Genomic DNA, 12,463 nt, shown 5'->3' with positions numbered 1-12,463 from the left:
TTCCTCCGGTCTTTCTTGAAAATAGCTAACGTTTCCGATGGGGCGTCCATGCCCCCCGAAAACTAGCCCCACATCCGTGTGTGGTTTACGCTATTTTCTGCGAAGCCCTTTGGCAACTTCCAGCGGGGACAGTTGTAATCTACGAGGGTGTTTGATGTTGTTAGGCTAAAGATATGGTTATCCTGTCTTTTTGTTTTTTCCCGTTGCATCAGCGGTCGTTAGATAGCAAAATCACTCTTATCATCAGAATGCTCAATGAGCCATTACCCATGACAAATGAAAAATCAGAAGCACAAGCATTGGAAGAGTTGCAGCAAGGACTTCCCATTACGATAGCGGCTGATAGTCGCTTCTCAAGTTCGCTTAAGCCCTTGTTGACCCAGCTGGAGATGTGGCTCAACTTTCAGGCACTAAAAGCAGATTGGTATAGTAATGAAGATTTTGCCCTCTCCTTTGATTTTACCCTTGTCAGGTCATTGGATGAGAAGATGCAAGAGTTGAAGACTGCTAGAGCGTCTTGTAATACAAGTAATGGGAGCGCCGCGGCGGCTTGGAATATAGAGAAAGGCTATGCGTATCACTATGAAAGCAGCAACCTGACGACGATTGCCTTTATTGCGGTAGATGATCTGCTTGAAGGTGGCGTGGGTATTGAGCAGGGAATAAAAGACAGATTGCTTGCTGTGGCTAATGCTGTGGCCAACTCTGTGGGAAGTGAGCATGGCCTTTTGGCTTTGTCGTAGAGGAACGCCATTTAGCTAGCTCCATTTGATGTAGGAGCGGCTTTAGCCGCGAATGGATTAAAGCGAACCAGAGATGGTTCGCTTTTTTATGGGAAATGGAAATTTTACTCTGACCCCATTTATTCCATTTATTCCATTTATTGACCCCATTTATTATGGCTGCCCCGTCTTTTGTCTTTACAGGCTGTTAGGCATCGACCAGTTTGTTCTGAGTTCTTAATTCAAAATCACTCGCATTATGGCGTTCATGTAACTGCTCGTCCAACTCTCCCCAAGCACGATTGACCATTACCCCACGCTTAACCGCTGCCCGTTTACCAATTTCTTCTGTCCAACGTACCAAGTTTTTATAAGATTGGGTTTGTAGAAATTCTGCGGCTTCATAGACTTTGTTTTGTATTAGTGCTCCATACCAAGGCCAGATGGCCATATCAGCAATAGTGTATTGGTCGCCACACATATATTTGTTATTAGCCAAATGTTGATCTAGTACGTCAAGTTGTCGTTTTACTTCCATGGTAAACCGCTCTATCGGATATTCGAACTTTTCTGGTGCATATGCGTAAAAATGGCCGAATCCTCCGCCTAAATACGGAGCACTGCCCACTTGCCAAAAGAGCCACGACATACATTGTGATTTAAGAATCGGTTCTTTGGGTAAAAAAGCATCAAACTTCTCAGCTAAATACAACAATATCGCGCCAGATTCGAAAATGGGAAGTTTATTATCATCGTTATTATCCACTAAAGCAGGAATTTTAGAGTTTGGATTTACCTCGACAAATCCTGAGCCGAATTGATCCCCTTCCATAATATTAATTAAATGAGCATTGTACTCGGCTTCTTTGATCTCCAAAGCTAATAACTCTTCCAATAGAATTGTCACTTTAACGCCATTAGGTGTGGCCAACGAATAAAGTTGTAAGGGGTGCTTACCCACGGGCAAGTCCGATTTATGTGTAGCGCCTGCTATAGGGCGATTGATACTGGCAAACTTGCCACCACTTTCTGTATTCCATTGCCAGATTTGCGGTGGCTCATAAGTATATTCAGACATTTCAGCTCCGTAATTATTATTGATGCTTTTAAGGTTTTCATTAATCACTGTCGATATTTTCGTGATTTTCATACTAAAGCTCTTACTTACAGCCATATGGAGAACAGTAGGGCTTTAATCACTAACCCCACTGTTTTGTTGTGTCGTTACTTATCAAATCTACTGAGAATTTCTTGCGCAACAATTACCGCTGAAGCCGGATTTTGACCTGTGATCAGCTCACGGTCGATGACTACATTGGGATACCAAATTTCTGAGCTTTGGCTATATTCTCCGCCTGCCAATTCTAGAGCTGTTTGCGGATAGAATTTCATCTCCCCCCCGCCTAGCCAACCTTTGCCAGCTTCCTCTTCATCATTACTAAACACGGTCATTTTGTAACCGCTATAAATCCAGTCTTGTGGTTTTTCTGTGGCTTTACCTGACGCTAACGAGGATGAAAATTGTGTTGCATTTGGCAGCGTTGAGAGCAAGGCAATAGGCCCATGACAAACTAGCGCGGTTACTTTTTGGTTATTATGAAAGTAGGTTAACAATGATCCCAGTTGTTTATCTTTTAACAAATCATTCATAGGAGCATGGCCACCGGGTACATAAATGGCATCAAAACGGTCATAGCCTATCTGCTCTACACGGCTCAAACTGATCACAGGTGACTCAACTCGGTCTACCAACTTCAGTGAGTTAAGCAATTTTTTATGCTCTTTCAGTGATTGCTCATTACCGCCAAAAAAAATTGCGTTGTCAGACACCTTATCCATGGTTGGGGCTAAACCTTTCGGGGTAACAAAAGTCACATCATGGCCGGCATCCAAAAAAAGTTTTACTGGCTGCATTAGCTCGTTTAGATAGAAGCCAGTTTGATAAACATCAGTTCCTTTAAGCTTTAGCTGATCTTTATCAGACATAACGACAAGGATGTTCTCAGCGGCAGCCATTTGGCTACCGGCTGCAAAAATTAAACTCGCTAAGACAGATTTAGAAAAAAATTTCATCGTGTGCACCTATTATTCCGTTTACCCACTCAGCGTGGTAAGTTATTTCCAATTCATCAATTAAAGATGATGTATTTGGGTGTTTTTTATCTTGAAGCTAGCTTACAAGCTAAAATTCGATAGAAAAACCGTGAATATGTGTATTATCAGTTTCCATTATGGAATTTAGAGTCTAGGAGACACAGATGGATACCCTAAGATCAATGGCCTTATTTGTTAAAGTCGCTGAAACTGGTAGCTTCAAGCAAGCTGCAGAAGAGATGAACTATTCCAACTCCCTGATCAGCAAAGATATTGGTAAGCTTGAGAAGATGGTTGGCGCTCGTCTTCTGCAACGCTCCACCCGAAAAGTACAGTTAACTGAAATCGGTAAGGGCTATTTAGAGCGTTGCCGTGAGATCATGAAATCTCATCAGGAAGCTCAGGATTATGTGCAGGAGATGCAGGGGCAGCCAAGAGGACGTTTAAAGATCAATGCGCCTATGACGCTGGGAATAACCGATTTAGGCCATGCGTTTAGCGCATTTAGCGCGCAGCATCCAGAAGTTGAATTGGAAGTTGATTTGAGTGATGATCCCGTTGATCTCATTACCCAGGGGTACGACGTAGGATTTCGTGCTTCCAGCTCTGGCATTGATGTAAACTACGTAGGTAAACCCATTGCCACTTTTTCCTTACATCTGGTGACGACACCGAAATACATCAAAGCCAATGCTCCCATTAATAGCCAGGAAGAACTCAGTCAACACAATTTTTATATCTATAGTCTGGCTATCAGGAAAAATAAATTGCCTCTTGGTGGTGGAATTACGGTTTCTGGCAATATCAAAGCTAATAACACGATCTTTCTGCGTGAAGCCATACTGCAAGGCAATGGTATTGGGCTTCTTCCCAGTTTTGTGTGTGCCAAAGAGATTCAATCCGGTGATTTGGTCGAGTTATTCAGTGACAATTCCTTACCCAAGTTAAATTTCTATGTGCTATACCCCAGCCGCCAATATACACCGCCGAAATTAGCAAAGTTTGTCGAATTTATGGAATCTTGGTTTAAGAAATAAATGGGGTCAAAATAAATGGGGTCAGAGTAAAATTAATTTACGGTCGCTACTTCAGGCTTGGTCTTCCCCGTTTTTTCGGTCGCATGGACGCCCCTGTTAGAGTTTCAATCTCTTTTTTAAATTTATCACTTCCGATAGCCATGCCTTTGTTGGTGGCGTTGCGTATTTGGGTAATGAGTTGAGTATCTATATGGTGTTTGAATAGTGCTCTGTAGTTTATCTGCCTTTGAGTGGGGTTACTCGCGAGTGACAGATAGGTTTGATGGGGAGTGCATAGAGTTGAGTTTTTTCCGAGTGCATTAATTTGATAACTTGACCACTTATAGTCAGAAGGTTCAGCGACCATCTCAGCTCTTACTGGGTTGAGCTCAATATAGCGATAGACTTGAAGTAAGTACTGTTCAGTTTGTACCAGGCAAGACTTGAATCTTCCCTCCCATAATGTGCCTGTACGCTTGTAAGTAAAGTTGAAGTAGCGAACGTACTGCCTACCTAATGATTGCATCATTTGGCTAATCGCATTTGGTTGTAATGGGGTGCACAGAATATGGACATGATTAGTCATAAATACCCAAGCATGAATATGAACTTGATATTCAAATGCATATTGCTTTAGCCATTTGGCATAAAGCATAAAATCCTCTTCTGAAGCAAAGCAGGCTTGACGGTTATTACCTCGTTGAATGATATGGTGGGGAATATTTACTGGGCAGTTCCTATGGGCTCTTGGCATCTGCAAACTCCTTTTGCAGCTTAAGTATAGTTTTTAGTCTAGCTCAAAATTTATCTTACTCTGACCCCATTTAAAACTAGGGTTCTGTTCTGGTTAAAGTTTTATGGTTGGTTAAGGCATAAAAAAGCGGCTTGCATATCGCTATGCAAGCCGCTTGTGTTCATTACTATTTACCCGAGCTCTCTATTCGAGCCTTACGCTAAACAGATAGCTTACTCACAAACCCGATAAACAGATAGGACGCCAGTAGCACGGCTACCCAGAGCACCATATTGCCTGAAGGGTATGAGCCTGAGAGTAAGCCTCCTAAGCCTTTATGCTTGCTGGCGATAAAGGTCTGGCATTGACTTAGTCTACTAGTAACAGCGTTGCGCAGCGCGCCGTCTGCCTGCCAAATTACCGCAAACACTTTTTGCAGCACATTGGGAATGGCTCGCCTGTAGATCCAATCTACATCTAAGTTGGTCGAGCGCAGCTCTGGCGGGTACATGCCTCTGAGATTTAACCAAACAAACGCTAAGGCTGAGAACAGCAGTAACTGAGTTTGCGCCAATACGTGGGTCGCATCGTAAGGGTTGTAACCCGTATCGTATGGCAGCAGCGAGTAAAGCGCAGCAGGGTAGATACCGATGGCCACACACAAGCTGGCGGCGATAAACATGGCGAACAACATATTGCGCGGCGGATCGCTCGCGCGCAGGCCTGAGTCGTGTGCGAAGAAGGCAAAGTAGGGGATCTTAATCCCTGCATGATGGAATACACCGGCGGAGGCGAATAGCAACATCAGCCAGATCCAGTCATAACCGTTTTCAAGCGCCGCAGACATCACCATAGATTTACTGACAAAACCACTGAACAGCGGGAATGCTGAGATAGAGGCTGCACCGACAATACAGAGTATCGTGGTCTTGGGCATGGTCTTATACAGGCCGCCGAGATCTGAGCCGTTCATTCTGCCGGTCATATGTAGTACAGCGCCCATGCTCATAAACAGCAGGCCTTTAAAGATCACATCGTTAAAAGCATGTGCAATTGCGCCATTGATTGCCAGTGCGGTACCGATACCAATACCGACCACCATAAAGCCGACTTGGTTTATCAGGCTATAGGCCAGTACTCTGCGGAGATCATTTTCAATCACCGCAAAGAAGATGGGGAAGCAGGTCATAGCTGCGCCAATGTATACCAGCAGCTCAGTGCCAGGGTAGGCGCGCGCCAGTGCATAAACGGCCACCTTAGTGGTAAATGCACTGAGGAGCACAGTACCCGTTGGTGTGGCTTCCGGGTAGGCATCGGTAAGCCAGGTATGGGCAAACGGGAAAGCACATTTAATACCAAAGGCGATAAAGATCAGCCAGCCAGCAACGCCCTCCAGGCCGATATGACCAAAGGCCAGTGAGCCCGTTTCAGCGGCATAAAACAGCGCGCCAACCAGTAAGATGACACCAGATAGCACTTGAATGATCAGGTATCGCATACCGGCATGGTAAGCGCGAGATGTTCTGCGCGCCCAGATTAAAAATACCGAGGTAAAGGCCAGTAGCTCCCAGAATACAAATAGGGTGAGCAGATCGCCGGCAAATACCGCGCCCAGTGCACTACCTGCATAGAGCATGGCTGCTACCTGTTGTACGGTATCTTTAACATGGAGCGAGTAGATAATGGAGATGAAAGCGGCGATATGAAATACATAGCCGAACATCAAGCTGAGTTTGTCAGCGCGGTATGGCACCAGCTCATAGTCTAAAAATGTCAGCTGCAGGTGAATGCCTTCAGGCACGGTCCACAGGTGCATTGCGCTAATGACAGGAATGGCCACCATTATCGCACCGCGAAGTTTGCCCCGGGTCATTGCAGCAATAAGCCCGCCTATAAAGAACAGGGTAAAGGGCGGTAGCTCAAGCATCCACATTGTGATCACCTATTTTTTTGTTTTCAGCCTGATTGTTTGCACCCTTATGAGTGTTTTCATCAGCCGCATTTTCTAAAATGTTTTCGTCATGATTTTCGTCATGCTTGCCATAACTTTTGTCATACTGCTTATCGTAATAGTCTTCTGAGCGCATCAGAAAGGTGCGCATCCAGCGAGCGATGACCACCAAGACCACACAGCCTACAAAGCCATAGATGGGGTAGAAGGCTGGCAGGTTTTCCCAGCTATGATAGACATGGCGATGGATGACAAAATCAAGCACCACAAGCAGCGCGCAGCAGGCATAAAGTAGATGCAAAACCCGTTTAGTGTTTTTAGGGTTATCAAACAGATACTGCTTGTCATTGTTGTTAGTGCCCATGACTGACTCCCGGTACAGTTAAGATGGTTTTAGCCAACTCATAGAGGGGTTGCGGATAGATAAACAAGATGAGGCAACCTAAGGTGGTAATAGATAGTGCGATGAGTGACACCATTGGGGCTTCTTTGATGCCAGTCTTTGCCGTTGGGTGCCCCTTGCCAGGGAAAAACGCATGATAGGGAATAGGCAGCAGGTAGGCGATATTGAGCAGTGAACTCACCATCAACACCATCATGATGACCCAATAACCTGTCTCTATCGTGCCCATTAGCAGGAACCACTTACTCCAGGTGCCGCCAGCGGGAGGCACGCCAATGATACTCAGGCTGGCGATAAAAAAGGCCGCCATGGTGACTGGCATAGTAAAGCCGAGGCCGCGCATTTCGCTGACTTTCGATTTATGGGTTGCTACCAAAATAGCACCAGCACAGAAGAACAGGGTGATCTTGCCAAAAGCATGGGTAGCAATGTGCATCGAGCTACCGATAACCCCAGATGAGGTGGCCAGCAGTGCGCCTATGGTGATATAGCCGAGTTGGCTCACGGTCGAGTAAGCGAGCCGCGCTTTTAAGTTGTCCTGACGCATTGCCACTATTGAGGCAAGCAAGACAGATGCGCCAGCTAGATAGAGCAGAAACTCGGTGGTCGGCAGGGTGGGCAATAGCTCGATACCAAAGATAAACACGCAGACCTTTAATATGGTGAACACCCCAGCCTTAACGACTGCTACGGCATGCAGCAGGGCGCTCACCGGCGTTGGCGCGACCATGGCGGCAGGTAGCCAGCGATGGAACGGCATGATTGCCGCTTTACCAATACCAAATACAAACAGTACCAATATTGCTCCCACCAAGCTGGTATCGACATTATCGCCAAACACGCCGCCTGGGGTGAAGTCCAAGGTGCCGGCCACAAACCAGGTCAAGATAATCGCTAACAGGAAGAAGGCGATAGAGGTGCCGAGTAAGATCCCTAAGTATACGCGCCCTCCCTGTTTGGCCTTTTCGGTACCTGCGTGGGTCACTAAAGGATAGGTGGAGAGGGTCAACACTTCGTAGAAGATAAATAGGGTGAACAGGTTGGCCGAAAATGCCAGTCCCATCACTGCGCTTATGGCTAACGCGAAGCAGAGATAGAAGCGGGTTTGATTCTCCTCCCCGTGACCGCGCATATAGCCAATGGCATACAGGGTGGTGATGAGCCATAGAAAGCTGGCAATCAGGGCGAACAGCATCCCTAAGGGCTCAACGACAAAGCTCACTTCCAAGCCAGGCAGTAGCTGCCACCAAAACACCTCGATAGATTCGCCAGCACTGAGGCCTTGATATAGGTTTATCACACAATAGAGAACTGCAAGGCTGATGCTTATGGTTACAGCCTCACGAAGGTTGGGATGTTTTCCCGTTGCCAGGATCGCCAAGGTGGCGAGCAGTGGCAAGATAATGGTTAGCTGTAGCAACAGCTCCAAAGAGTGATTCATGGGTTAATTCCAAACAAGCTTTGAGAAGCCGCCTGTGCTACCTGCACACTAAGACGGGTATCGATACCAAAATAGATGTTGGCCAGTACCAGTGCCCAAATAGGGGCGAGGAAGGTCCAGGGTGCTTCCTGCACGGCTTCACGACCCGGCAGAGGGGGCTTGAAATAGGCTATTTCAACGATTCGCCATATATAAACGACTGCCAGTAGAGAACCCAGTAGCACCAGCACGGCTACCGGCCACATTCCCACCTCAATGGCGGCGACGAGCAGGTACCACTTGCTGACAAATCCGACTGTCAAAGGCACGCCAATCAAACTCAAGCCACCTACCACTATGGCTGCCATGGTGAGGGGCATCTGTCGCCCCAGTCCTTGGAACTGGCTAAGTTGTACACTGCCGATGCGGTACATCACCGCGCCTAACGCTAAAAACAGGGCGCTCTTCATCAGGGCGTGGTTAAACAGGTGCAGCAGGGTGGCCATAAGCCCGGTGCTGGTGTGGATGGCAAAGCCAATAATCATGTAGCCAACCTGAGCTATGCTCGAATAGGCGAAGATATGTTTGACATTGGTTTTATATATCGCCGCCGTTGAAGCCGCGAATATTCCGACCAGCCCAAGGACCAAAAACAGGTTCTGCAGCGGCAGGGTGGAGAAAGAAAACTCGATGCCAAATACCGTAAAGCTAAAGCGTATCAGCAAGTAAACCGCAACCTTAGTCGCCGTGGCAGCGAGAAATGCAGTCACTATTGAGGGCGCATAGGCGTAGGCATTCGGTAACCACAGATGCAGTGGGAATAGTGCCAGTTTTAGACAGACACCGACGATTAAGAAGGCAAATGCGGCAAATACGGTGCGTGTTTGGTTAACCTCAGCAAGCCGATTGGCGAGATCATCCATATTCAGCGTACCTGTCATCTGGTACAGCAAGCCGATGCCGATCAGAATAAAGGTCGCGCCGATAGTACCCATTATCAGGTATTGATAAGCGGCCCAAAGGGCGCGTCTATCTTTGCCTAAGGCAATCAGGGCATAGGCTGATAGTGAGGAGATCTCCAGAAATACGAATACATTAAACACATCCCCGGTAGAGACGATGCCGAACATACCCGTTATTGACAGCAGGTACAGGCTATAAAAGAGCGTGTGACGATCTTCTGGCAGCTCTTTTTGGATACTGGTATGTGCTGCAAACAGCACTACAGTACCGACGGCTGAGATGATCAGCAGTAAAAGGGCGTTGAGCTCATCGATGCGATATTCGATCCCCCAAGGCGCATCCCAGCCCCCGAGTTGATAGATAATGGTGCCAGAGGACATCACCTGTTGCAGTAGGAATATGCTATTGAGGCAGGTAAAAGCGCTCACCAGTAGGGCAAACAGCCATACCAGTTTGGAGCGGTTTAGGAACCAGCATAAAGGCGCTGCCATCAGCGGCACAATAACTTGTAAAATAGGCAGATGGGCTAACACTATGTTTTGTCCTCAGTAAGCTGATCTTGAATTTGAATCTCATCCTCTTCTATAGAGCCGTATGACTCTTTGATTCTTACGACCAATGCAAGGCCGAGAGCCGTGGTGGCTATACCGACCACAATCGCGGTGAGAATAAGAACATGGGGGAGGGGGTTAGAGTAGCGGCTCACTCCTTCTGCCAGGATTGGCGCGCTACCGCTATCGACATTGCCCATACTGATGTAAAAGATAAAAACCGAGGTCTGGAAAATCGTTAAGCCAACCAATTTTTTGATCAGGTTGCCATGGGCGATAACGATATAGAAACCGATCATCATCAGTAATACCACGATCCAGTAGTTATAGAGTCCCAGTAGCATCACTCCCCCTCCTTCTGTTTTGTACTGCTTTGTTTAGTAGAGTGCTGTTGTGCTTCTCTGCGGCCTGCAAAGTTGAAAAAGATAATGATCATCACCGCGGCGACTGTGCAGCCCACTCCCAGTTCGATCAACAGAATACCTAAGTGCTGGCCTGCAATTGGGTCGTCAGCGAGTACGTTGTAATCTAAGAAGTTACCGCCGTTAAATAGCGAGGCCACGCCAACACTGGCATAGAGCAATAAGCCGATAGCTGCGATCAGCTGGATCAGCGATTGATTAAAGACACGCCTAGCTTTGTCTAGCCCAAATAACATGGCATAGAGGATGATTGCGGCGGCAAAGATCACACCCGCCTGAAAACCACCCCCAGGGCCAAAGTCGCCGTGGAACTGCACATAGAGTGCAAACAACAGGATAAAGGGGATCAATATTTTGCTAATAATTCGCAGCACCATATGCTGCTCATGCATCTGATCTTTATTGCTCTCTTCGCTGTTCTCATCGCTGCTCTGATCTGAGCGAGATGACCTGCGGCGTAGAGGCAGCGACAGGAGTGACAGCACACCAATACCGGCAGTAAAGATAACGGCGACCTCACCTAAGGTGTCAAAGGCACGGTAGCTGGCAAGTACCGAGGTGACAATATTGGGTACACCGACCTCTTGCATAGAGTCATTAATATAGCGAGGGGCGACATGTTGATGAACAGGTGCTTCAAAGCTGCCAAAATAGGGCATATCTAAGGTGCCGTAGATCAGCATTCCACCTGTGATAAACACGACTAGCAGAGCCAGCAAAGGTTTATGACGTTTAGGGGCCTCGGTGCGACCAGTCATGGTGATAGCTGCCAGCATGAGTAAGCCAGATATACCGGCGCCTACAGAGGCTTCGGTAAAGGCCACATCCACGGCATCCAATACAACAAAGAAGCTCGCGGAGAGTAAGCCGTAGATCCCGGTTAACATCACCACGGCCAACAGATCTTTTGTCCGAACAATGGCGATAGCGATTACGACCAGAAAGCTTAATAGAACGACATTAACTAAAGTTTCGATGGCTTGTCTCCTCCCTGGTTGCTTGACTCGTCGAGCACGGGCTGTAAGTTGTTACGCAGTGCAGCCTTGGCCAGTGCATGACTTGCAGTAGGGTTGATAAATAGGGTGAACAGTAGAATCATCATCAACTTAAGTAGCACCAAACCCGCTGGATTTTGTAGCATTAGGCCAATAAGTATCATTCCTGCACCTAAGGTGTCGGTAACACCTACCGCGTGCATGCGGGTAAAGAAATCCGGGAAGCGCAAGATGCCAACACCACCGGATAGGCATAGAAAGCAGCCGAGCAGCAAACACAAGCCACTGCCGATCTCGAGTAAGAGGTTCATTGTTTACCCTCTTTGGTTGATGTTTGCTCTTGAAGCGAGTGCTTAAACTCAACAGAGTCAGAAAAGCGCAGCACGCCGATAACACTGATAAAGTTGATCAGGGCGTATACCAGGGCAATATCCAGAAATTCGGGTCGTCCCATCAAAAAGCCCAGTATCGAGATCAGCAGCACCGTTTTAGTGCCAAACATATTAAATGCCAGGATCCGATCGTATAGCGTTGGCCCCACGACGCAGCGAATGATTGCGAGGAGCATGACAACAAGAATTGCGATTGTGGCTGCAGTTAACATCTGTTTTCCAATTCAGTGACTCGGCGATCCATTTCGCCGGCTTTTAAGGTGTCGATATTTTCTTTGAGTAGTGAGTGGATAGTCATGCGATCGCCGACTAAGTCCACAGTTACCGTACCCGGCGTTAAGGTAATGGAGTTGGCGTAGATAACCTTGCCGAGATCTGTGCGCTGACTGGCATCTATCGTGACAAGGGTGGGGGAGATACTGCTATTGCCAAGCCAGATATGTTTGACCACAGAGATATTGGAAACAATGATCTCTTTGGTTAGCCATAGCAGGTAGCCAGACATTTTCAGTGAAAGGTGAACTGGCTGAGACTCATGGTCGATCACATCCATCCTGTGTGCAATATAGAGAACCAGCAAGATAGAAGCGGCCCCCAGTGACAGCAGAAGTGGGTTGCTGTAGTTTGAGTTAATCCACCAAAAGAGAGACAGGCTCAAGCAGAGGCTGAGTGTGTGGGTCGGCATCTGATAGCTTACCTCCTCTAGTGGTATTTTATTTAGTGCTTTGCTGTTATTCATCATTTTTACCGTTACCAATATGCTTATTGGGTTGAGGGTCAATATCTAGTTCTGCTAATCAG

The 12,463-nt window shown here is 47.1% G+C and carries 14 protein-coding genes; 2 read left to right on the top strand and 12 right to left on the bottom strand.

The genetic code is table 11. The features are described 5' to 3' along the window. The first annotated feature begins 269 nt into the window (after positions 1-269). A complete protein-coding gene (locus EKG38_RS04460; RefSeq protein WP_126519012.1) occupies positions 270-743 on the top strand; it encodes a hypothetical protein in 474 nt (157 codons plus the stop codon). A gap of 187 nt (positions 744-930) precedes the next feature. Here the strand turns inward: EKG38_RS04460 and yghU are convergent, their stop codons facing one another. Together yghU and EKG38_RS04450 are read right to left on the bottom strand one after the other, a co-directional pair. Continuing rightward, positions 931-1,800, bottom strand: a complete 870-nt coding sequence (yghU, locus tag EKG38_RS04455) for a glutathione-dependent disulfide-bond oxidoreductase (protein ID WP_126519381.1) — start codon at positions 1,798-1,800, stop codon at positions 931-933. A 146-nt stretch (positions 1,801-1,946) separates the two neighbouring features. Beyond that, positions 1,947-2,795 carry a type 1 glutamine amidotransferase domain-containing protein gene (locus EKG38_RS04450; protein ID WP_126519010.1) on the bottom strand — a complete coding sequence of 283 codons (849 nt, stop codon included), beginning with the start codon at positions 2,793-2,795 and terminating at the stop codon, positions 1,947-1,949. A 185-nt stretch (positions 2,796-2,980) separates the two neighbouring features. Between EKG38_RS04450 and EKG38_RS04445 the strand changes: the two genes are divergently transcribed. Then, positions 2,981-3,853, top strand: a complete 873-nt coding sequence (locus EKG38_RS04445; protein WP_126519009.1) for a LysR family transcriptional regulator — start codon at positions 2,981-2,983, stop codon at positions 3,851-3,853. Between the two features lie 46 nt (positions 3,854-3,899). Here the strand turns inward: EKG38_RS04445 and EKG38_RS04440 are convergent, their stop codons facing one another. The 10 genes from EKG38_RS04440 to EKG38_RS04395 all read right to left on the bottom strand — a co-directional run bounded on the left by EKG38_RS04440 (position 3,900) and on the right by EKG38_RS04395 (position 12,401). Next, on the bottom strand, positions 3,900-4,586 hold the full coding sequence (locus EKG38_RS04440) for a transposase (RefSeq protein WP_126519007.1): 687 nt from the start codon (positions 4,584-4,586) through the stop codon (positions 3,900-3,902). 199 nt (positions 4,587-4,785) lie between these two features. After that, positions 4,786-6,498, bottom strand: coding sequence for a Na(+)/H(+) antiporter subunit D (locus EKG38_RS04435; protein WP_126519005.1), 1,713 nt, complete (start codon positions 6,496-6,498; stop codon positions 4,786-4,788). Beyond that, a complete protein-coding gene (locus tag EKG38_RS04430) occupies positions 6,485-6,880 on the bottom strand; it encodes a hypothetical protein (protein WP_126519003.1) in 396 nt (131 codons plus the stop codon). The genes EKG38_RS04435 and EKG38_RS04430 overlap by 14 nt, the downstream gene beginning before the upstream one ends. Then, positions 6,870-8,360: a monovalent cation/H+ antiporter subunit D family protein gene (locus EKG38_RS04425; protein WP_126519002.1), complete on the bottom strand. Its 1,491-nt coding sequence runs from the start codon at positions 8,358-8,360 to the stop codon at positions 6,870-6,872. The genes EKG38_RS04430 and EKG38_RS04425 overlap by 11 nt, the downstream gene beginning before the upstream one ends. Further along, the gene (locus tag EKG38_RS04420) at positions 8,357-9,835 is read right to left on the bottom strand and encodes a monovalent cation/H+ antiporter subunit D family protein (protein WP_126519000.1); all 1,479 of its coding nucleotides are present in this window, start codon (positions 9,833-9,835) and stop codon (positions 8,357-8,359) included. The genes EKG38_RS04425 and EKG38_RS04420 overlap by 4 nt, the downstream gene beginning before the upstream one ends. Then, positions 9,835-10,197: a cation:proton antiporter subunit C gene (locus tag EKG38_RS04415; protein WP_126519380.1), complete on the bottom strand. Its 363-nt coding sequence runs from the start codon at positions 10,195-10,197 to the stop codon at positions 9,835-9,837. The genes EKG38_RS04420 and EKG38_RS04415 overlap by 1 nt, the downstream gene beginning before the upstream one ends. Further along, on the bottom strand, positions 10,197-11,216 hold the full coding sequence (locus EKG38_RS04410; protein ID WP_439332644.1) for a Na(+)/H(+) antiporter subunit B: 1,020 nt from the start codon (positions 11,214-11,216) through the stop codon (positions 10,197-10,199). Before EKG38_RS04410 ends, EKG38_RS04415 begins: the two co-directional genes overlap by 1 nt. Before the next feature lie 23 nt (positions 11,217-11,239). Further along, complete coding sequence (gene mnhG, locus EKG38_RS04405) at positions 11,240-11,581, bottom strand: monovalent cation/H(+) antiporter subunit G (RefSeq protein WP_126518998.1); 342 nt, start codon at positions 11,579-11,581, stop codon at positions 11,240-11,242. Next, positions 11,578-11,874: an MrpF/PhaF family protein gene (locus EKG38_RS04400; RefSeq protein ID WP_126518997.1), complete on the bottom strand. Its 297-nt coding sequence runs from the start codon at positions 11,872-11,874 to the stop codon at positions 11,578-11,580. The genes mnhG and EKG38_RS04400 overlap by 4 nt, the downstream gene beginning before the upstream one ends. Continuing rightward, positions 11,868-12,401, bottom strand: a complete 534-nt coding sequence (locus EKG38_RS04395; protein ID WP_246033084.1) for a Na+/H+ antiporter subunit E — start codon at positions 12,399-12,401, stop codon at positions 11,868-11,870. The genes EKG38_RS04400 and EKG38_RS04395 overlap by 7 nt, the downstream gene beginning before the upstream one ends. Positions 12,402-12,463: the final 62 nt, after the last annotated feature.

Source organism: Shewanella canadensis, assembly GCF_003966225.1.
GTDB classification, from domain to species: Bacteria; Pseudomonadota; Gammaproteobacteria; order Enterobacterales; family Shewanellaceae; genus Shewanella; species Shewanella canadensis.
The sequence above is the reverse complement of the archived record's forward strand: the minus strand, read 5'-3'. Positions and strand labels throughout refer to the sequence as shown.